21 protein-coding genes and 2 pseudogenes are annotated in these 18,692 nt (G+C 57.5%); 9 read left to right on the forward strand and 14 right to left on the reverse strand.

What is annotated here, in order from left to right; translation table 11 throughout:
- Window positions 1-15 precede the first annotated feature (15 nt).
- From QMN93_RS03400 to QMN93_RS03410, 3 genes are read left to right on the forward strand one after another with little or no spacing between them, the layout of a single operon-like run.
- Window positions 16-1,998, forward strand: coding sequence for an FUSC family protein (locus QMN93_RS03400; protein WP_182383147.1), 1,983 nt, complete (start codon window positions 16-18; stop codon window positions 1,996-1,998).
- Window positions 1,991-2,206: a DUF1656 domain-containing protein gene (locus tag QMN93_RS03405; protein WP_033144858.1), complete on the forward strand. Its 216-nt coding sequence runs from the start codon at window positions 1,991-1,993 to the stop codon at window positions 2,204-2,206. Before QMN93_RS03400 ends, QMN93_RS03405 begins: the two co-directional genes overlap by 8 nt.
- Complete coding sequence (locus QMN93_RS03410; RefSeq protein WP_045889079.1) at window positions 2,203-3,066, forward strand: HlyD family secretion protein; 864 nt, start codon at window positions 2,203-2,205, stop codon at window positions 3,064-3,066. Before QMN93_RS03405 ends, QMN93_RS03410 begins: the two co-directional genes overlap by 4 nt.
- A gap of 16 nt (window positions 3,067-3,082) precedes the next feature.
- Here the strand turns inward: QMN93_RS03410 and QMN93_RS03415 are convergent, their stop codons facing one another.
- The 6 genes and pseudogenes from QMN93_RS03415 to QMN93_RS03440 all read right to left on the reverse strand — a co-directional run bounded on the left by QMN93_RS03415 (window position 3,083) and on the right by QMN93_RS03440 (window position 6,388).
- Complete coding sequence (locus QMN93_RS03415; RefSeq protein ID WP_039264037.1) at window positions 3,083-3,508, reverse strand: VOC family protein; 426 nt, start codon at window positions 3,506-3,508, stop codon at window positions 3,083-3,085.
- A gap of 1 nt (window position 3,509) precedes the next feature.
- On the reverse strand, window positions 3,510-4,103 hold the full coding sequence (locus tag QMN93_RS03420) for a hypothetical protein (RefSeq protein ID WP_182383149.1): 594 nt from the start codon (window positions 4,101-4,103) through the stop codon (window positions 3,510-3,512).
- A gap of 111 nt (window positions 4,104-4,214) precedes the next feature.
- Window positions 4,215-4,625 carry an Imm63 family immunity protein gene (locus tag QMN93_RS03425; RefSeq protein ID WP_069303948.1) on the reverse strand — a complete coding sequence of 137 codons (411 nt, stop codon included), beginning with the start codon at window positions 4,623-4,625 and terminating at the stop codon, window positions 4,215-4,217.
- 69 nt (window positions 4,626-4,694) lie between these two features.
- Window positions 4,695-5,002 (reverse strand): annotated as a pseudogene (locus QMN93_RS03430) (transcriptional regulator).
- Window positions 4,999-5,298: pseudogene (locus QMN93_RS03435) on the reverse strand (type II toxin-antitoxin system HigB family toxin). The pseudogenes QMN93_RS03430 and QMN93_RS03435 overlap by 4 nt, the downstream one beginning before the upstream one ends.
- A gap of 190 nt (window positions 5,299-5,488) precedes the next feature.
- Window positions 5,489-6,388 carry a LysR family transcriptional regulator gene (locus tag QMN93_RS03440; RefSeq protein ID WP_064673606.1) on the reverse strand — a complete coding sequence of 300 codons (900 nt, stop codon included), beginning with the start codon at window positions 6,386-6,388 and terminating at the stop codon, window positions 5,489-5,491.
- Between the two features lie 128 nt (window positions 6,389-6,516).
- Here QMN93_RS03440 and QMN93_RS03445 point away from each other — a divergent pair, with 128 nt between their 5' ends.
- On the forward strand, window positions 6,517-7,089 hold the full coding sequence (locus QMN93_RS03445; protein ID WP_032410512.1) for a flavin reductase family protein: 573 nt from the start codon (window positions 6,517-6,519) through the stop codon (window positions 7,087-7,089).
- 170 nt (window positions 7,090-7,259) lie between these two features.
- On the opposite strand, the gene QMN93_RS03450 is transcribed toward QMN93_RS03445, so the two are convergent.
- Window positions 7,260-7,715 carry a hypothetical protein gene (locus QMN93_RS03450; RefSeq protein ID WP_182383150.1) on the reverse strand — a complete coding sequence of 152 codons (456 nt, stop codon included), beginning with the start codon at window positions 7,713-7,715 and terminating at the stop codon, window positions 7,260-7,262.
- Window positions 7,716-8,006: 291 nt separating this feature from the next.
- Window positions 8,007-8,891, reverse strand: a complete 885-nt coding sequence (locus QMN93_RS03455; protein ID WP_182383151.1) for a LysR family transcriptional regulator — start codon at window positions 8,889-8,891, stop codon at window positions 8,007-8,009.
- Window positions 8,892-9,000: 109 nt separating this feature from the next.
- Between QMN93_RS03455 and gstA the strand changes: the two genes are divergently transcribed.
- A complete protein-coding gene (gene gstA, locus QMN93_RS03460; protein ID WP_182383152.1) occupies window positions 9,001-9,606 on the forward strand; it encodes a glutathione transferase GstA in 606 nt (201 codons plus the stop codon).
- A gap of 81 nt (window positions 9,607-9,687) precedes the next feature.
- On the opposite strand, the gene QMN93_RS03465 is transcribed toward gstA, so the two are convergent.
- Complete coding sequence (locus tag QMN93_RS03465; RefSeq protein ID WP_182383153.1) at window positions 9,688-9,954, reverse strand: hypothetical protein; 267 nt, start codon at window positions 9,952-9,954, stop codon at window positions 9,688-9,690.
- 248 nt (window positions 9,955-10,202) lie between these two features.
- A complete protein-coding gene (locus QMN93_RS03470; protein WP_038417608.1) occupies window positions 10,203-11,084 on the reverse strand; it encodes a LysR family transcriptional regulator in 882 nt (293 codons plus the stop codon).
- A gap of 105 nt (window positions 11,085-11,189) precedes the next feature.
- Between QMN93_RS03470 and budA the strand changes: the two genes are divergently transcribed.
- The 4 genes from budA (at window position 11,190) to QMN93_RS03490 (ending at window position 15,183) form a co-directional block, all read left to right on the forward strand.
- Window positions 11,190-11,969 carry an acetolactate decarboxylase gene (gene budA, locus QMN93_RS03475; protein ID WP_193138891.1) on the forward strand — a complete coding sequence of 260 codons (780 nt, stop codon included), beginning with the start codon at window positions 11,190-11,192 and terminating at the stop codon, window positions 11,967-11,969.
- Between the two features lie 13 nt (window positions 11,970-11,982).
- Window positions 11,983-13,662 carry an acetolactate synthase AlsS gene (gene alsS / locus QMN93_RS03480; RefSeq protein ID WP_033144871.1) on the forward strand — a complete coding sequence of 560 codons (1,680 nt, stop codon included), beginning with the start codon at window positions 11,983-11,985 and terminating at the stop codon, window positions 13,660-13,662.
- Window positions 13,663-13,682: 20 nt separating this feature from the next.
- On the forward strand, window positions 13,683-14,453 hold the full coding sequence (locus QMN93_RS03485; protein WP_024906954.1) for a (S)-acetoin forming diacetyl reductase: 771 nt from the start codon (window positions 13,683-13,685) through the stop codon (window positions 14,451-14,453).
- A 256-nt stretch (window positions 14,454-14,709) separates the two neighbouring features.
- On the forward strand, window positions 14,710-15,183 hold the full coding sequence (locus QMN93_RS03490) for a cold-shock protein (RefSeq protein ID WP_023310683.1): 474 nt from the start codon (window positions 14,710-14,712) through the stop codon (window positions 15,181-15,183).
- 70 nt (window positions 15,184-15,253) lie between these two features.
- Here QMN93_RS03490 and QMN93_RS03495 read toward each other — a convergent pair whose 3' ends face one another.
- The 4 genes from QMN93_RS03495 to QMN93_RS03510 are packed head-to-tail and all read right to left on the reverse strand — an operon-like array spanning window position 15,254 to window position 18,620.
- Entirely contained in the window at window positions 15,254-15,958 is a 705-nt protein-coding gene (locus tag QMN93_RS03495) for an ABC transporter ATP-binding protein (protein ID WP_193138892.1), read from the reverse strand.
- The gene (locus tag QMN93_RS03500; protein WP_193138893.1) at window positions 15,945-16,781 is read right to left on the reverse strand and encodes an ABC transporter ATP-binding protein; all 837 of its coding nucleotides are present in this window, start codon (window positions 16,779-16,781) and stop codon (window positions 15,945-15,947) included. Before QMN93_RS03500 ends, QMN93_RS03495 begins: the two co-directional genes overlap by 14 nt.
- Window positions 16,774-17,607 carry an ABC transporter permease gene (locus QMN93_RS03505; RefSeq protein WP_096149769.1) on the reverse strand — a complete coding sequence of 278 codons (834 nt, stop codon included), beginning with the start codon at window positions 17,605-17,607 and terminating at the stop codon, window positions 16,774-16,776. Before QMN93_RS03505 ends, QMN93_RS03500 begins: the two co-directional genes overlap by 8 nt.
- On the reverse strand, window positions 17,607-18,620 hold the full coding sequence (locus QMN93_RS03510; RefSeq protein ID WP_193139955.1) for an ABC transporter permease: 1,014 nt from the start codon (window positions 18,618-18,620) through the stop codon (window positions 17,607-17,609). The genes QMN93_RS03505 and QMN93_RS03510 overlap by 1 nt, the downstream gene beginning before the upstream one ends.
- Window positions 18,621-18,692: the final 72 nt, after the last annotated feature.

Raw genomic sequence — 18,692 nt, forward strand, 5'->3', positions numbered from 1 at the left:
GGTAATAATCCCGGCATGAAAAACATTTTCTCTCATCCCGTGCACATCCCTGCCGCGCTGCGAAACGATGCGGGCGCGCTGATCTACTCTGCGAAGAGCTTTGCCGCGGCGATGCTGGCTTATTACATTGCGCTGTCGATCGGCCTCGAACGCCCCTCGTGGGCCATTATTACGGTTTACATCGTGTCGCAGACGTCGGTCGGCGCATCGCTGAGCAGAAGCCTCTACCGGCTGGCCGGTACCGTGGCGGGTGCCAGCGCGACCGTTGTGATTGTGCCTGCCTTCGCAAATACGCCAGTCCTGTGCAGCGTGGTGCTGACGGGCTGGATCGTATTCTGCCTGTGGCTCTCCCTGCTGGAACGCACGCCCCGGGCTTACGCCTTTGTGCTGGCAGGCTACACCGCGAGCCTGATGGGTTTTCCTGCGGTGTCCGATCCCGGCGGCATTTTTAACGTCGCCATCGTCCGCGTGCAGGAGATCGCGATTGGGATTTTCTGCGCGGCGCTGATCCACCGCTACGTGCTGCCCGCGCGCGTATCAGGCCAGTTCAACGCTAAATTATCCCAGACGCTACAGGCCGCGCGCGGGCGGGTGGCGGACACCCTATCAGGCAAACCTGACGCGGCTTCCGGCCCTCTGCATCTGGCCCTGGCGCTGCAGTTCCTGCAGGGCATCAGCCACCATATTCCGTACGATTTTGCCCTTTCAGCCCCGGTGCGACAGGCCAGAAAAGCGATCCACGACCGGCTGGCGCGGCTGGTTATCGTCAACTGTGAACTGCACGATCGCCTGCCAGCGAGCGGAACCCTGCCCGCCGACGTGCAGGCGTTGATGGGCGACGTTCAGGCCTGGCTTACCGCTGAAGGCGCTGATGCCGGCAGTACGGCAGAGTCGCTGCGGCTCCGCTGTGCGCTTCTCATCGATCGGTATGCCGCGCAGGCGCAGACGTTTGACGACGCGCTGCAGGTCAGTTTTATCCGCTACCTCTCGGAGGCGATCGTGCTTCTGCAGCAGTGCGAACGTCTTTCCGGGGCCATCCACCGTGCAAAACCCGTGTTTGGGGAGGTGCAAACCCGCGCGGCGAAAGGCTACGTTTTCCATCGCGATCCCCTAACAGCCGCCCGCACGGCGCTGGGGGCTTTCGCCATCATCCTGAGCGGCTGTCTGGTCTGGATCTTCTCAGCGTGGCCGGATGGCGGTACGGCGGTTTCGATACTCGGCGTCTGCTGCACGCTGTTTGGCAGCTTCGACACCCCGGCGCCGCACATCGTGAAATACATCGTTGGCTCATTCTGGGGCGTGGTCATTAGCCTGTTCTACAGCTTTGCGCTGCTGCCGCAGGTAAGCGATTTCCCGGTGCTGGTGGCGGTGCTTGCCCCGGCGTATCTGCTGGCCGGGTCGCTTCAGGCGCGTCCGCCCACCACGTTTATGGCGATGGGCATCACCCTGACGCTGCCCATTCTGTGCGAGCTGGGGGCGCACTACAGCGGAGACTTCGCCGTTGCGGCCAACACTGCCATTGCGCTCTTTGCCGCGACCGGCTTTGCCGTCGTCAGCATGAGCCTGCTGCAAACCGTGCAGGCGGACGGCGCCATCGCGCGTCTGCTGAACCTCTGCCAGCGCGACATTCGCCGCAGCGTGAAGGGCACGCTGCGGGTTGATGAAACGCACTGGATCAACCTGATGATGGACCGGACCGCCCTGTTGCTGCCGCGCCTGCAGCGCAGCGCGCGCGCGCCGGAGCAGGCGCTCGATCGACTGTTACACGCGCTGCGTCTGGGGCTGTCGATTATGCATTTACGGTGCAGTGACGCACCGCCCGGCAGGGAGGTTGATGCGCTTTTTCATCGGATAAACGCCGCGGACCGCCACGCCTTGCGCGAACGCATTGCCGCTGTTATCGAGAGCCAACTGCCTGCGGCAGATGAACACGCGCGGCAGTTGGTCTTCAGGCTGGTGGATCTGCACTGTGCATTACGGGGGCCAGACCATGGTTAACGATCTCAATATCGGCGGCGTTTTTATTCCGGGGCTGCTGATGGTCGCCCTCGCGGCGCTGGTCTGCACGCTGGGCCTCGTCGCGCTTTTCTCGCTCAGCAGGCTCTACCGGCGCTTGCCGTTTCGCCCGCTGATGGATGTTTCAACCTGGATCGTCACCTTTTTCCTGCTGATGCAGGGTCTGACCGCGTTGGGGTTATTGTCATGAAATCACTGCTCTCTTTACTGGCTCGCTATGCGCTGACCTTAAGCGCGGCCGCGGCGGCCTCGCTTCTGGCCTTTATGATGTGGAAACACTACGCGCAAACGCCGTGGACCCGCGACGGCCGCGTGCGGGCGGACGTGGTGCAGATTGCGCCGGACGTCTCCGGGCCGGTCATCAGCGTGGCCGTGCGGGACAATCAGTGGGTGAACCGGGGCGATGTGCTTTACACCATCGATCCGCGCTGGCTTAAGCTGGCGGTGGTCAGCGCGCAGGCGGACGTCGAGTCGAAACGCCATGAGATGCTGATGCGCCAGGACGCGGCCCACCGACGCACGCTGATTAAAAACGCCATCTCGAGCGAGGATTTACAGCAAACCGGCAGCGCGGCGAACGTCGCGGCGGCCAATTATCACGGCGCGCTGGCCGCGCTGGATCTGGCAGAGCTGAATCTGGCGCACGCCACCGTGCGCGCGCCGGTCTCGGGGTACGTCACGCACCTGCGGCTTCGCCCCGGAGACTACGCGACGGCGGGGGAGACGAAGGTCGCCATTGTTGATGCCCACAGCTTCTGGGTGGTGGGGTACTTTGAGGAGACCAAGCTGCGCCATATTCGCGTCGGGGATGCCGCGCAGGTGGTGCTGATGGGTTACGAGCCTGTCATCACGGGCCATGTGGAGAGCATCGGGCATGGGATCGGGGACAGCAACGATGAGGCGGGCGGGCTGGGCCTGCCCGACGTCGAGCCCACCTTTAGCTGGGTGCGCCTGGCGCAGCGCGTGCCGGTGCGCATTCATATCGACAGGTTGCCGGAGGGGGTTGAGCTGGTGGCGGGGCTGTCGGCGAGCGTGGCGGTGGGGCGGTAGATAAGGATTGAAGCGACTATTCCTTTTCTACAAACTTATCGGCTTCAGGAGAGTAATGCTGATAAACGCATGCGAGCTTATGCCCGTCAGGATCGCGCAGATAGGCAACATAAAAGTCGGGGCCGTACGCGCTTCGCGTACCAGGCTCGCCTTCATCCGTTCCTCCCGCAAGGAGGCCAGCTGCATGGAACCGTCTGACAAGATCCGCGTTATCTGCACTGAATGCGAACATTGTCCCGTTTCCCGCCGTCGCGGGCTGCTGGTCAAAAGGAGGACAAAGACAGAAGCTGAAGCCCTCGCCGGGATTATTTTCATCTCCCCACATTGCCCAGCTTTCAGTCCATGCCGGCAGACGTGAATAGCCCAGAACGTTAAAAACTGCGTCATAAAAATTCACGGAGCGCTGAAAGTTGTTTGTACCTATTGTGATATAAGCCAGCATCTTATGACTCCCGTCCTTCAATATTCGATTTAACAGCCTTCAGCGTCCTTTTACGGATCCAGCCGCTTCCCGCCCGTATTATCAGCCAGTAAGCCGACATTTTTAGTCGAGTGCGTCTGTCCGGACAATAGATGAATGTTTCCGTAGAGAGCTCATGTTTGCCGGGCGCCAGCTCCGTTACCTTGTAGCGCAGCAACAGTTTCGCGCTGCCCGGCTCGGCTGGGGTCTGAAAAACACTGGCATCCGGCACGTTTTCCAGACCGAAATCGGTACGCCAGAATTGCCCTCTTAAGCCATAGCAGAGCTCAGATGCAGAGTTCTTCAAAAGGGTAAAACTGTGCAAACCAAAGTTGCCGATCGACTGTGGCTTCTGGTTGCGCAGAAATTTTTGCGGTATTTGACGCAATGACATTAACCGCCGAATCACGGCATCTTGCCGGACGTCAAAGCTGGCAATCATCGGCAGAATATTTTCAGGGCGGCTAGTGTGAATGACCGTCAGGTGTTTTTCATGAAACTGGAACTGGGGGAGAAAAGCGGGAACATCCTTCCACTGAGCAAGCGCTTTGCGGGTAACGAATCCTGGGTTAAACATCTCTCTTCCTTGTCATCCCTTGCGTCCTGCCAGAGTAACAGATGGTGTGTTGCAGGCAATTACCAGGAAAAGAGAGGGCAACAGGGAAGTAAATGTAACGAGCCGGTTGGGTTAACCACGTTCGCTTCTTTGCGAATGGAGGAGCTCAGTGATTTCTTTGCGCTTTCTTGTTGCCCATTCAGGTTTGATAGAGAGCATTAAACTGTATTGCCTTCTGAAATAAACCTCTCTAAATTCTCGTTCAGATGAATGGCTTGCTGCATAGGTTGAGGCCAGCCCCGCCACGGCACTCTCCACAAACCAATACAGAATTTCATCGTCACTGAGCGTTACTTTTCGCTGTATCTCAAGGCCTCTTTCACTGACGATAAAATGATATTCTTTACCATGAATTTCAAGATAGGGAGTTGCAGCCCCATCGGGTTGGTCAGGGATAAAGAAGTAATGGTTTGGCCTTGTGCCTCCCCCTAGTTGCTCACCTATTTTTAGAAGCTCGTTTCGTAGTTCTTCAATTGTTTTCATAAATAGCTCTTTGTTCTTGTATGTAAACGACGCATTATCGCGGATTGGGTACAAAGCGCCTGCTCTCGATCACTTCCCCACAAACGCACTCACCGGCAAACCAAAACCCTTCGCCAGCGCACGCATATGATCCAGCGTTAACGTTGGTACTGATCCATCAGCGTTCGCAATAACGCAACGCCTGACGGAATGCTGGCAACACGCGCGTTAAATTTTGCAAACACCGGAGACTTGTTTTCGTATTTATCGATTTTAGTGGTGAGCATCTTCACCAACGTCAGCGCATCCTCGTAATCATGCCGCGACGGGCGTGAGCCCAGGAAAGGGAGCGCGTTTGTCAGATCGTTTGCCGCTTTGATGGCTGCTGCATAATTCATTCTTTCGTTCTCCGGTAGAGGTCCGTGAGCTTGTCATATTCTGCGTGTGTGCTGATGTGTTTGATGAAAATCTTTCCTCGCTCAAAATCAGCAAAAAACATCACCGCTGCCCACATCAATGACCCACCATTTCACCCGGTATTTCATCCTGTCCAGGCTGGGGAATCGCTTTCGCATATCGTCCGGTGACGGGTAGTGTTCCTCTTTAGTACTCGGTAAAGATCGTCCAGGGCTTGTGCTTGATTAGGAAATTGTCTGGTAGTCGCGTCGAAAGGCGCTCTTGAGACTACGTGCATCCTTGCCCCGTGTTTCCATATTGGAAATATAATAGGTGATAGTTGGTGGGTTGATAATATGGAAAAAGTGATGGAGTACAGTTTTCAAATGCTCGTGCTGACGGCGGTCATTTAATGAGTGTGAACACTGTATGAGGTGACTGTGAAAAAAATGTCCGCTTTGTGCCAGAAGCGGACGTGTAGGAGAATGTTAATTTGATTCGAAATATTTGCGTAATATCTTTTCTAATAGCGAGAAAACGACCGTCACCCTTTTTGGAGTAATCAGCTGGTAAGGCCGGTATAAATAAAATTGCCATTTCTCCTGTCGCAGTTCTGGCAGTGGGGGAACAAGTTGGCCGCTTGCTAAGTACTCTCTACAGATAAAGTCGCTTGACTGTACAACCGTTTTCCCGGCCAATGCGGCCTGAATTTCGGCATATGGATCTGTAGTATAAAACTCAATATGACGAGGTACAAAAGTATTTACTGCGTCACTCATAAACTCAAATGATTTTCCCGTCTCAGGATTAATTAAACCACTAAATGGATAGCGCTGTCGAAGATCTTCTAAATCAGTAGGAGCCCCCAGGCGCGCAATGAGTTCAGGGGATGCGACTAAAATATGTTCAACTTGCCCAATATTTTTAATGATAAAGTTTGGATTAGGTTCTCGCCCTACGCGTATACCTATATCGATACGATGCTCGATAGTATCAAGTTTCATCATATCTAAACGCCAGTCGATAAATAACTCAGGATAGGGACGTAGTGCAGTCAATAGTTCATACAAGATTTGTTCATGATTTGGAAGTCGAAGTAATGTGATACGAACAATGCCCTTCATTTCATTATCATCTTTTGCCGTCTGAAATAGTTTTTCTGAATCCTCCAGCAGTCGCTTCGCTTGGGGTAAAAATAGTTCGCCGAAACTGGTGAGAAAGATCGAACGCGTATTGCGTTTGAATAGAGGTTCACCAAGTTGTTTCTCCAACTCAGCGACTGTTCGGCTTACTACTGATGGTGAAACCGACAGCTTGATTGCTGCTTCGCGGAAGTTCAAGGTCTCAGAGGCGATGATGAAAAATTTTAGAGCATCAAGTTTGTTCATGATTGTTGTGAAATTTGCATTAATATATTTTGATAATAGCAATTAATTTGCAACTATTCCAGTCATATAATCGAACAATAATATAAGTAACCTGTCTTACTTTTTATCAGAAATCAAAAGAGTAAATTATGTCAATTCAACCAGTAGAGTTAAACAAAGCCTATCGGCTATTACAGATCGGGCCAACGACGATGATATCGGCTAAAAATGATGGCATTGAAAATGTCATGGCAGCGGCTTGGGTGGGATTAGTAGGCAATAACAAAGTGATGGCTTTTATAGGTCCACAGGCATTTACTCGCGGGCTTGTAGAAAAAAGCGGATATTACGTTGTACAGATCCCAGTAGTAAATCAGATGGATATGGTCTTATATGCTGGAGGCCATAGTTATTCCGACACACCCGATAAAAACAGTAAAATTCCACTATTTTATCAAAAAGAGTTTGATCTGCCTTTAGTTGAAGGTTGCGCTGGCTGGTTAGTATGTAAGGTTATACCCAATGAAGAAAATGAAAAGCAGCACAACTTGTTTATGGGGGAAATTGTCGGAGCATGGAGTGATGACCGCGTTTTCAGAAATGGGCACTGGATTTTTGATGATGCGCCAGATGAATTACGTACTGTCCATTACGTAGCTGGCGGACAGTTTTACGCCATTGGTAAAGGTACAAAATTCAATTATGGCCCGGGAAAAGACTAATCCTTACTTCTGTATAAATGTAGCCATATAACATTGCTATATAGTGGTAGTAGCATAAAAAAACAACTTACTTAAGATGTCCGCTCCTCGCTTTTAGCAGACATTCAACGTTAGCGTAAGGTCGAAATCCTGCTTCTAACCAGCAGGATTCCGGCCACCTATCACCCACCTCAATGTGCCGAAATATAAGGCTCCTTTACAAATTCCGCCAGCAACCAGACCATATCATGCAGCAGCCCGGTGAGTTCTTTCGCCACGCTCGCAGGCAACGTTCCGCCCATAACCGCCAGCGTTAACGCTACGGCATAATCCACCTGCAGCGTCGTCTCCTGCCAGCAGTCCGGCACGCAGGAGGCAATCTTTTCCCCCGCAATCAGTTGTTCAACCAGATGCGAAGGCAGTTCGGCATTGCAGCACTCCCGCAGTCGCTTAAGCGCAGCCAGCAATCTCTTACAGAGCGTGTCAAATGTCACCGCGTCGTCAGTTTCCACCAGCACGCTGACATACGCAGTGCAGGCATCGGCCAGTTCGAAGAGATCCGCAGAATCGGAAATTGAAGTGTTGATGAGGTGATGAACTGCGCTTTCCTCAGAGAGCGCGTAAGAAAATCCAGGGGTAGTCGCCATTTAGCATCCTCTTTGTCCAAAAAAACGTCATGTTATGCTAACGGGTTCCTACGCCCGGTTACGGATGTGCCGCAACGCAGGCACTTTACGGCGGCGAAAAAGGGAAGGAAAGGGATCACCCTGAATTACATAAGGTTTCTTGAAAGTTTGCGAGGCGGCTTCCAGAAGGGCATTGCCGGGTGGTGGCTACGCCTTACCCGGCCTACAAAACCGTCAACCAACCCGCGACACGAACCGTAGGCCCGCGCAAGCGCAGCGCCACCGGGCACGGTTTGAACTACAGTTACTCCTTCACGCAGACCTTTTCATTTTGAGCAATCCTTCTAATAACGCCTGCGTCGCGCGGGAGGATTTGCCAGCCTGCGAACAAACCAGCCCAAACTCCCGGCACAGCGAAGGCGTCACGGGCACGACGCACAGGCCGCGTAATTCATCCGGCAGGGCGGATTCAGGTATCAGCGCGACGCCCATGCCTTCGCGTACCAGCAGGCAGGCGCTGATCCAGTCGCGGACGGTCACCCGCACGTCGGACAGCTGCAAGCCAGCCTGTTCCATCAGGCTTTTTCCATTGACGGCACAACCGCCCGTTGCGAGCACGAAGGGCTGGTCTGCCAGTTCCTCAAGGGTGATGCCGCGCGTACGTGCATAACGAGCCTGACGGTGACTGGCTGGCAACACCGCGACCCACGCATCCTGCCCTAAGATCGCTTCAGCACGCCCGGGAACAGGGTTCATGACCACGCCCACATCAACCGTGTCTGCCGCCAGCCACTCTTCGACCTCCTGGTCCGTACCTTCCAGTACGACCACCTCGATTTCAGGATGCAGGCGCTTAAAATCCCGCAGCAGTCCGGGCAAAAACGTGGATGTCACCGAAGGAAAACTGGCAAGACGAATACGCCCGCCGCTCAGCCCCCGGCTCTCATCCGCCAGTGCACGGATGGCATCCAGCCGCGCCAGCATACTCCTTGCTTCTTTGACAACCCGCTCGCCCAGGGCAGTCACGCCGATGTGGCGCCGCTCTCGCGTGAATACCGCAAATCCTAATGAGGCCTCTAACTGAGCGATCGCCTGGCTGGCGCCCGACTGCGTCATACCGACCTCTTCAGCGGCACGGGAAATATTACTGGCATCGGCCACTGCAACCAGCAAGCGCCAGTGTAAAAGATTCATCATGTATATCAGTAGCTCAGCTAATAGCTATTTTATGAATCATTAATTTTACAGTGAGAATGGCTTTAAGCACAGTGTATGTAAATCACACAACCGCTTTAACGGAGAGATTATGAAACTCTATTACGCCCCGGGCACCTGTTCACTCTCACCCCATATCGTGCTTCGCGAGCTGGCGATTGAGTTTGAACTGGTTAAAGTGGACAACAGGAGCAAGATTACCGCTGACGGGCGCGACTTCCTGACCATCAATCCTAAAGGTTATGTCGCTGCGCTTGAACTGGATGACGGGAAAATCCTGACCGAGGGGCCAGCCATTTTGCAGTACCTGGCAGACCTCAAGCCAGAAAGTGGGCTGGCACCGCGAGCAGACGGCTGGGAGCGGGTACGGCTTCAGGAATGGCTAAACTTTATCACCAGCGAAATACACGCGGGATCGGCACCTCTTTTTAACCGTGCGCTACCCGAAGAGGCCAAATCGATTTTTCGTGAGAAGCTGTTCAGGCGGTTCGATTTTCTTCAGGAAACGCTCTCCACAAGCGCTTATCTGACGGGAGCATCTTTCAGCGTGGCGGATGCCTATCTTTTCAACGTGCTGGGATGGGGCACGTTCTTCTCAATTGAACTCAACGACTGGCCCGCGCTACTGGCGTACAGGGAAAAAATCAGTGCCCGTCCCGCGGTGCAGGCCGCATTACGTGCGGAGGCGAAAGTCTAGGTCTGCGTATTCCGGCGCAGGTATTCATGCCTGAAGCAGGAGGTGAGTGAGGATGTGGAGCCAGGATGCGTTAGCTTACTGTCACTCTGCATCTGATTGTCTGGCGCTTTTCACGGCATCCTGCTTCCCCGGATTGCATTGCTGTTTTGTTCCTGGAAGATAAAATTTTCCCGACGCGTCCGGATTTGTTCCGCCCGGACAACCCGCACGGCCCGGAGCTGAGACGGTGCCATCCGAACCGTTTCCTCCATCAGAACCGGTTCCGCCATCCCCACCATTACCGCCATCGGCAGCATTTACAGCGAATGCGCCGAGTATGAGCAAAAATGCAATAACTCGTGTAGTCATCAAAACCTCCATTGTTCAGGGTATTTCAAGGCATCTTGCCAGCATGGATTCAGCATCTCTCTTCCTTGTCATCCCTTGAGTGCAGCCAGAGTAACAGATGGTTTGCGGCAGACAATTACCAGGAAAACGTAGTACCGAAGCGTGCATCAACATGACCTTTACCGTTCTAAGCACGACAGAGGCTGGCATTGCCGGGTGGCGGCTGCGCCTTACCCGGCCCACAAAAAACCAAAACCCCTCTATTGCCGTCACCCCTCGCTCATCATCATCAAAAACCGCTTCACCGTCCGCGAGCGTTCAAAGCGTCGCCAGCAGAGCGCGATATCGGTGTAGAGCTCCGGCGAGCTCAGCGCGTGATAGGTGACATTCGGCGGTGAAATGGCCGCCATGGATTTCGGCACCAGCGCGAACCCGCCACCCGCGGAAACCATGCTCAGGGAGGAGGAAAGCTGCGACGACTGCAGCGCGTGCTGCACGTCAATTCCGGCCCGCTCGCAGCAGCCGTGAACCCGTTCGTACAGCCCCGGCGCGACCTCCTGCGGGAACAGCACCACCGGTGTATCCCGAAGCTGCTCTAACGCCAGCGAATCGCACGCCGCCAGCGGATGATCGCGATGCAGCGCCACCACCATCGGCTCCCGGTCGAGGATTTTTAACTCGAACGCCTTGCTGCTCTCGCACGGCAGGCGCACGAAGGCGATATCCAGTTCACCCTCCGCCAGCATCGTCGTCAGCGACGACATATTGGCTTCCACCTGGTGAACCTGCACCGCCATGTTCTGCACCTGAAACTGGCGGATCAGCGCGAAAATTTTGGGATGAAAAGCGTCGGAGCTGGTGATGCCAATCGACAGGTTGCCGTTCAGCCCGCGCGCGATGCCGCGGGCTTTTTCCAGCGCGGCATCGCTCAGCGCCAGAATTTTGCAGGCGTCCTCGTAGAAGGCTTCTCCCGCCTCGGTCAGCTCCACGCCCCGCGTCAGGCGTCTGAACAGCGGCGTGCCCACTTCCTCTTCGAGCCGTTTGATCTGCTGACTCAGAGGAGGCTGTGAAATACCCAGCGCTTCGGCCGCCCTGGTGAAGTGTCGCTCGCGTGCAACCGCGACAAAATACCGCAGATAACGAAGTTCCATATCTAAAACGTCTCAAACCAGCATGGTTTCTATATTGGAACTCTCTGCTGAATCGGGTCAACATTTATTTAACCTTTCTAAATAAAGTTGAAGAGGACGAGCACGATGATGCATTCATCTGCCTGCGACTGTGAGGCCAGCCTGTGCGAGACCCTGCGGGGGTTCTCCGCCCAGCATCCTGACAGCGTGATCTATCAGACATCGCTAATGAGCGCCCTGCTAAGCGGCGTGTACGAAGGAGAGACCACCATCGCCGATTTGCTGGCACACGGTGATTTTGGTCTGGGCACCTTCAACGAGCTGGACGGTGAAATGATTGCCTTCAGCAGCCAGGTGTACCAGCTGCGCGCCGACGGCAGCGCCCGGGCCGCGAAGCCAGAACAGAAAACGCCGTTCGCGGTGATGACCTGGTTCCAGCCGCAGTACCGCAAAACCTTCGATGCGCCGGTCAGCCGTCAGCAGATCCACGACGTCATCGACCAGCAGATCCCCTCCGACAACCTGTTCTGCGCGCTGCGCATTGACGGCAACTTCCGCCACGCCCACACCCGCACGGTACCGCGCCAGAAGCCGCCGTACCTCGCGATGACCGACGTGCTGGACGACCAGCCGGTGTTCCGCTTTAACCAGCGCGAAGGGGTGCTGGTCGGGTTCCGCACGCCGCAGCACATGCAGGGCATCAACGTGGCGGGCTATCACGAGCATTTCATCACCGACGACCGTCAGGGCGGGGGCCATCTGCTCGACTACCAGCTGGAGAACGGCGTGCTCACCTTCGGTGAAATTCACAAGCTCATGATTGACCTGCCCGCCGACAGCGCGTTCTTACAGGCCAACCTTCACCCCAGCAATCTTGATGCAGCGATCCGTTCCGTCGAAAACTAACAGGAGAACTACCGTGAACAGTGAGAAACAGTCACGTCAGTGGGCGCACGGCGCCGATATGGTTGTCGGCCAGCTGGAAGCGCAGGGCGTGAAGCAGGTGTTCGGGATCCCGGGTGCGAAAATCGACAAGGTCTTTGACTCCCTGCTGGACTCCTCCATCGAGATCATTCCGGTACGCCACGAAGCCAACGCGGCGTTTATGGCGGCGGCGGTAGGGCGGCTGACCGGCAAGGCCGGGGTGGCGCTGGTCACCTCCGGGCCGGGCTGTTCTAACCTGATCACCGGCATCGCCACCGCCAACAGCGAAGGCGACCCGGTGGTGGCGTTGGGCGGGGCGGTGAAGCGGGCGGATAAAGCCAAGCTGGTGCACCAGAGCATGGACACCGTCGCCATGTTCAGCCCTGTCACTAAATACGCCGTGGAGGTCAGCTCGCCGGACGCGATTGCCGAGGTGGTATCGAACGCGTTTCGCGCCGCCGAGCACGGCAGGCCGGGGGGCGCGTTCGTCAGCCTGCCGCAGGATATCGTCGACCAGCCCGCCACGGGGGCGATTTTACCCGCCAGCGGCCCGGCGCTGATGGGCCCGGCACCGGAGTCAGCGATTAACGACGTGGCGAAGCTTATCGAAAACGCCAAAAATCCGGTCATTTTACTCGGCCTGATGGCCAGCCAGCCCGCGAACAGCGCCGCGCTGCGCAAGCTGCTGGAGAAAAGCCGCATTCCGGTGACCAGCACCTATCAGGCCGCCGGGGCGGTAAACCAGGAGCACTTCACCCGCTTCGCCGGACGCGTCGGCCTGTTTAATAACCAGGCGGGCGACCGGCTGCTGCATCTGGCGGACCTGATTATCTGCATCGGCTACAGTCCGGTGGAGTACGAGCCGTCCATGTGGAACAGCGGTGACGCGACGCTGGTGCATATCGACGTGCTGCCCGCTTATGAAGAGCGTAACTACGTCCCGGATCTGGAGCTGGTGGGGGACATCGCCGAAACGCTGAACCTGCTTGCTAACCGGATCGATCGTAAGCTCGAGCTGAGCCAGCGGGCCTCCGAAATTCTGGTCGATCGCCAGCATCAGCGGGATCTCCTCGACCGCCGCGGCGCCTCGCTCAACCAGTTTGCCCTGCATCCGCTGCGCATCGTGCGCGCCATGCAGGACATTGTGAACAACGACGTGACGCTCACCGTCGACATGGGCAGCTTCCACATCTGGATCGCCCGCTATCTCTACAGCTTCCGGGCGCGTCAGGTGATGATCTCCAACGGTCAGCAGACCATGGGCGTTGCCCTGCCGTGGGCGATTGGCGCGTGGCTGGTGAACCCGGGCCGCAAGGTGGTTTCAGTCTCCGGTGACGGCGGCTTCCTGCAGTCGAGCATGGAGCTGGAAACCGCGGTGCGCCTCAACGCCAACGTGCTGCATATCATCTGGGTGGATAACGCCTACAACATGGTGGCGATTCAGGAAGAGAAAAAATACCAGCGGCTATCCGGCGTCGAGTTCGGCCCGGTCGATTTCAAAGCGTATGCCGACGCCTTCGGCGCGAAAGGCTTTGCCGTGGAGAGCGCCGAGGCGCTTGAGCCGACGCTGCGTGCGGCGATGGATGTGGATGGCCCGGCCGTGGTGGCCATTCCCGTCGACTACAGCGATAACCCGCTGCTGATGGGCCAGCTCCATCTCAGCCAGATTTTGTGACTCAATATAAGGACAGAGAAATGCAAAAAGTTGCTCTCGTAACAGGCTCAGGCCAGGGGATTGGTAAAGCGATCGCGCTTCGCCTGGTGAAAGATGGCTTTGCCGTCGCCATCGCCGACTATAACGTTGAGACGGCAAGAGCCGTCGCCGATGAAATCATCCGTAACGGCGGCAACGCCGTCGCCGTGAAGGTCGATGTCTCTGACCGCGAACAGGTATTTGCGGCGGTAGAGAAAGCGCGCACCGCGCTGGGCGGCTTTAACGTGATCGTGAATAACGCCGGGATTGCGCCGTCTACCCCTATCGAATCCATCACGCCGGACATTGTCGACAAGGTCTACAATATCAACGTGAAAGGGGTGATCTGGGGGATCCAGGCCGCGATTGACGCCTTCCGCAAAGAGGGACACGGCGGCAAGATCATCAACGCCTGCTCCCAGGCGGGCCACACCGGCAACCCGGAACTGGCGGTCTACAGTTCCAGCAAGTTCGCGGTGCGGGGCTTAACCCAGACCGCCGCACGGGATCTCGCGCCGCTGGGGATCACCGTTAACGCCTACTGCCCGGGCATCGTCAAAACGCCGATGTGGGCGGAAATCGACCGTCAGGTCTCCGAGGCGGCGGGTAAACCGCTCGGCTACGGGACCGAAACCTTTGCCAAACGCATTACGCTTGGCCGCCTGTCCGAGCCGGAAGATGTCGCCGCCTGCGTCTCATACCTGGCAGGCCCGGATTCCGACTACATGACCGGTCAGTCGCTCTTAATCGATGGAGGGATGGTGTTCAACTAAATACTAATATACCCGTCATACTTCAAGTTGCCTGTGCGTTGGCTTTCCTCGCTCACCCCAGTCACGTACTGATGTACGCTCCCGGGGATTCGCTGCGTCGCCGCCTTCATGCAACTCGAATTATTTAGGGTAAAAGCTCTGACATGAGTTTTCCCCTGCACCCGTGCAGGGGCTTTTTTTTGTCTCCTCCGTCATTGTGCATTACACTGCGCGCTGCAAAACTTTAGTCATTACGATCTGACAGGCGGTAACAGCGATGAACGGTACAATCACAACGTGGTTTAAAGATAAAGGCTTTGGATTTATCAAAGATGAAAACGGCGACAACCGCTATTTTCATGTGATTAAGGTCGCGAACCCCGATCTGATTAAGAAAGATGCCGCGGTGACCTTTGAGCCAACCACCAACAACAAAGGCCTTTCCGCCTATGCGGTGAAGGTGATCCCCGAAAGCAAACATCTCTTTATTGCGGGCGAGCGCGTGAAGCTCTCCTCTATCAAATCTTTCGTGGTGTTTAACGAAGAAGAGCCGGCTGATACCAAAATCGACAAAGAGAACGCGGTGCTGTCGGTTGGGCTGCTGATGAACAGCATCAAGCCGAAATCCGAGAAAAAGCCGGGCGAAATGCGCACGGTGAAGAAGCTGGCGATCACCACCTTCCAGAACACGACGCTGATCTTCACCGAAGATGAGATCGACATCGATGCCACGGTGAAGCTGCTGAAGTGATTTTTTTGCCGGGTGGCGGCGACGCCTTACCCGGCCTGGAAAACCCGCGCGGCGCTCGCCGCCACGCGACTTACCCCATCCTGTGCTCGCCCCGCAACATCGCCTCACGGTCAAACACCCTCTGGATCTCCCCGTGCGCCATAAACGCCGCCCGGTCTGACATATGGGCAATCACGTCCGCGTCGTGGCTCACCAGCAGATAGGTCATGCCGTGCTCTGCCTTCAGGCGGTTGAGCAGGTTCAGAATTTCCGCCTGCACGGACATATCCAGCGCCGAAGTCGGCTCGTCCAGCAGCAGAAGCTGCGGGCGCAGCAGCAGCGCGCGGGCAATGGCCACGCGCTGACGCTGGCCGCCGGAAAGCTGGTGCGGATAACGTTTACCCGCGTCGGCGGAAAGCCCCACCTGCTGCAGCGCATCCGCTACCTTTTCGGCAATCTGCGTTTCGCCGTGGATGTTTAACGGCTCCGACAGGGTGCGCGCAACGGTGTGGTTCGGGTGCAGCGACGCCCACGGATCCTGAAACACCATCTGCACGTTGCGGCGAAGCTCGCCTTCAAAACGCCGTCCTGGCCGTAGCGCGTCTCCCAGGATCGAAATACGGCCGTTCCACTCGCGCTGCAATCCCGCCAGCACGCGCAGAATAGTTGATTTCCCGCAGCCGGATTCACCTATCAGGCTGAAGGTTTCCCCTTTTTCAATGGCAAAGCTGGCGGCGGACACCGCCGTTTTCTCCCCGAATCTCACCTGGAGATCCTTAACCTCAACGAGCGCCATTATCGGCCTCCTTCCACGGCTGCGTGCGGTCCAGCGTCGGCAGCATCTGGCCGAACGTTTGCGCATTGGGTCGGCAGGTCCACAGGGTTCGCGTATACGGGTGCGTCGCCTGCGGAAGTCGGCTTGCCGCCATCTCATCGACCTTCTCGCCCTGATACATCACCAGCACGCGGTCACAGTGCTCCGCCACCAGCGGCAGATCGTGGCTGATTAACAGCATCGCCATCTGGCGCTCTTCGCTCTGCTGCACCAGCAGCTCAAGGATCTGGTTGCGCAGGCGGGCGTCCAGCGCCGACGTCGGTTCGTCGGCAATCAGCACCTGCGGGTTGTTGATCAGCGCAATGGCGATCATCACCCGCTGGCCCATGCCCCCGGAGAGCTCGCCGGGGTAGCGCTGGAGGACGTGTTCGTTGAGCCCGACGGCGCGGATGATGTCGTGAATGCGCGCCAGGCGCTCGGCGCGGGGCAGGCGCTGGTGCAGGGTCAGCGCTTCATCGAGCTGAGCGGCGACGTTTTTCGCCGGATTCAGCGCGTAGCGCGGGTCCTGCAGGACCATCGCAATCCCGTTGCCGCGCAGCGCCTGCCAGCGGCGGGTGCTCAGGGTCAGCAGGTCGTTGCCGAGCACGTTAAGCCGGTTCGCGCTCACGATGCCGGGCTTACGCACCAGCCCCACCAGGGCGCGGGCGGACATTGATTTGCCCGAGCCGGATTCCCCCACCAGCGCCAGCCGCTCGTTGCCCAGCGTGAAGCTCAGGTTATTGACCACGCGCGCGGCGGGGTAGTCGATGTTCAGCGCATCGACGATGACGCGTTGTTCAGTCATGCTGTGGCTCCAGTACGTCGCGCAGGCCGTCGCCCAGGAGGTTAAAGGCGAGGCTGGCAAACAGAATCGCTCCGCCCGGAATGGCGGCAATCCACCACTGGTCGAAAATCACCTGCATGCCGTCAGCGATCATCGCGCCCCATTCGGCCATCGGCGGACGCGCGCCAAGGCCGAGGAAGCCCAGACCGGCGGCCGCCAGAATAATGCCCGCCAGATCCAGCGCCAGCCGCACAATCGCTGACGGCAGGCACAGGGGCAGAATATGGCCGACCAGCAGGCGCGGGCCGCGAATGCCCATCATTTCGGCGGCGGCGAGATAGTCGCTGTGGCGCAGACGCTGAATTTCACTCCGCGCCTGACGCGCGTAGGCGGGCCAGGTGGTTAAGGCCAGCGCCAGCGCGCCGTTGACCAGCCCCGGGCCGAGCATCGCCACAAACGCGAAGGCGAGGATCAGGCGCGGCATCGACATTACCACGTCGGTAAAACGCATCAGGATGCGCTCCAGCCAGCCGCCGTAGTAGCCGGACAAAATCCCCACCAGCAGCCCGGCGGGCAGGGTGATGACGGTGACTAACGCCACCAGCCCGAGCGCCGGACGGGTGCCGTAAATCAGGCGCGAAAGCAGGTCTCGCCCGTAGCTGTCGGTGCCCAGCCAGTGCTGGCTGTTCGGTGCCTGCAGGCGCGCGGCGGCGTCCTGCCAGTTCGGGTCAAGCGGCGCGAGCCACGGCGCGAACAGGGCGATAGCTACCAGCAGCGCGATGGCAGCCAGCCCGCAAAACGCGGCGGGGGAGCGGCGCAGGCGGCGTAAGAAAAGATAAAACGGCATCAGCGCACCCTGGGGTCGGTCGCCCGCACGAGCAGGTCGGTAAGGTTATTGATCAGCACAAAGCAGACGCCAATCAGCAGCGTGCCGCCCATGACGGCGGTGGTGTCTCCGGCGAACAGGGCGGTGGTGAGGTACCGCCCAATCCCCGGCCAGGAGAAGACGGTTTCGGTCAGTACCGCGCCTTCCAGCATGTTGGTGTAGGCGAGGGCGATCACCGTCAGCAGGGTGCCGCGAATGTTCGGCAGCACGTGGCGCAGCAGGATGGTCATCTCCCCGGCGCCCTTGGCGCGGGCAAGCAGGATGTACTCTTTGTTCATTTCGCTCAGGCAGGCGGAACGCGTCAGGCGCGTGATGCTCGCCAGCGAGTAATAGGCCAGCAGCAGCACCGGCAGCACCAGGTGGCTGAGGGCGTTGCGGAACGCCTCGCGATCGCCGGAAAGCCAGGTATCCACCAGCGCAAAGCCGGTACACGGCTCGACGGTGAACTGCCAGATATCATCCAGCCTGCCGGGACCCGCGCTCCACTGCAGCTTCGCGTAGAACAGGGCCAGCATCAGCAGGCCGAGCCAGAAAATCGGTACCGAGTTGCCGAGCAGGGTGAGCGTTCTGATGGCGAGATCGAGCGGCGAACCGGCGTAGCGGGCGCACAGCACCCCGGCAATCACGCCGAGCACGGCGCCGATGATTAAGGCCAGCGTCGCCAGCTCCAGCGTGGCGGGGAACGCGTGCAGCAGGTCCTGCAGCACCGGCTGCCCGGTGGCGCTGGCGGTGCCTAAATCACCGTGGGCAAGGTTTTGCAGGTAGTGCCAGAACTGCACGGGCAGAGGCCGATCCAGCCCAAGCTGGTGGCGAACCTGATCGTAGGTTGACTGGCTGGCGTGATCGCCGACGATCTGCAGCACGCGATCGACCGGTGAAAACGCCGAGAGCGCAAACGTGACGAGCAGCAGCCCGAGGAGCGTGAGCAGCAGGGTCAGCAGCCCCTGGAGCACGCGGGTGGAAAGATGTGGCATGGGTAATCTCTTCATGCCGGGTGGCGGCTCCGCCTTACCCGGCCTACAAAAACTGAAAATACGCACGGACGA

It is taken from the genome of Enterobacter sp. R-1.6.2 (assembly GCF_035064085.1).
Lineage (GTDB): Bacteria > Pseudomonadota > Gammaproteobacteria > Enterobacterales > Enterobacteriaceae > Enterobacter > Enterobacter asburiae_B.

Coding starts and splice junctions, on each gene's coding strand:
- gstA (WP_182383152.1), top strand. CDS start 9,001: ATGAAACTCTATTACGCCCCGGGCACCTGTTCACTCTCACCCCATATC.
- QMN93_RS03410 (WP_045889079.1), top strand. CDS start 2,203: ATGAAATCACTGCTCTCTTTACTGGCTCGCTATGCGCTGACCTTAAGC.
- QMN93_RS03455 (WP_182383151.1), bottom strand. CDS start 8,891: ATGATGAATCTTTTACACTGGCGCTTGCTGGTTGCAGTGGCCGATGCC.
- QMN93_RS03505 (WP_096149769.1), bottom strand. CDS start 17,607: ATGCCGTTTTATCTTTTCTTACGCCGCCTGCGCCGCTCCCCCGCCGCG.
- QMN93_RS03440 (WP_064673606.1), bottom strand. CDS start 6,388: ATGAACAAACTTGATGCTCTAAAATTTTTCATCATCGCCTCTGAGACC.
- QMN93_RS03495 (WP_193138892.1), bottom strand. CDS start 15,958: ATGGCGCTCGTTGAGGTTAAGGATCTCCAGGTGAGATTCGGGGAGAAA.
- QMN93_RS03510 (WP_193139955.1), bottom strand. CDS start 18,620: ATGCCACATCTTTCCACCCGCGTGCTCCAGGGGCTGCTGACCCTGCTG.
- QMN93_RS03470 (WP_038417608.1), bottom strand. CDS start 11,084: ATGGAACTTCGTTATCTGCGGTATTTTGTCGCGGTTGCACGCGAGCGA.
- budA (WP_193138891.1), top strand. CDS start 11,190: ATGATGCATTCATCTGCCTGCGACTGTGAGGCCAGCCTGTGCGAGACC.
- QMN93_RS03415 (WP_039264037.1), bottom strand. CDS start 3,508: ATGCTGGCTTATATCACAATAGGTACAAACAACTTTCAGCGCTCCGTG.
- QMN93_RS03405 (WP_033144858.1), top strand. CDS start 1,991: ATGGTTAACGATCTCAATATCGGCGGCGTTTTTATTCCGGGGCTGCTG.
- QMN93_RS03450 (WP_182383150.1), bottom strand. CDS start 7,715: ATGGCGACTACCCCTGGATTTTCTTACGCGCTCTCTGAGGAAAGCGCA.
- QMN93_RS03485 (WP_024906954.1), top strand. CDS start 13,683: ATGCAAAAAGTTGCTCTCGTAACAGGCTCAGGCCAGGGGATTGGTAAA.
- QMN93_RS03500 (WP_193138893.1), bottom strand. CDS start 16,781: ATGACTGAACAACGCGTCATCGTCGATGCGCTGAACATCGACTACCCC.
- QMN93_RS03445 (WP_032410512.1), top strand. CDS start 6,517: ATGTCAATTCAACCAGTAGAGTTAAACAAAGCCTATCGGCTATTACAG.
- QMN93_RS03490 (WP_023310683.1), top strand. CDS start 14,710: ATGAACGGTACAATCACAACGTGGTTTAAAGATAAAGGCTTTGGATTT.
- QMN93_RS03465 (WP_182383153.1), bottom strand. CDS start 9,954: ATGACTACACGAGTTATTGCATTTTTGCTCATACTCGGCGCATTCGCT.
- QMN93_RS03420 (WP_182383149.1), bottom strand. CDS start 4,103: ATGTTTAACCCAGGATTCGTTACCCGCAAAGCGCTTGCTCAGTGGAAG.
- QMN93_RS03425 (WP_069303948.1), bottom strand. CDS start 4,625: ATGAAAACAATTGAAGAACTACGAAACGAGCTTCTAAAAATAGGTGAG.
- QMN93_RS03400 (WP_182383147.1), top strand. CDS start 16: ATGAAAAACATTTTCTCTCATCCCGTGCACATCCCTGCCGCGCTGCGA.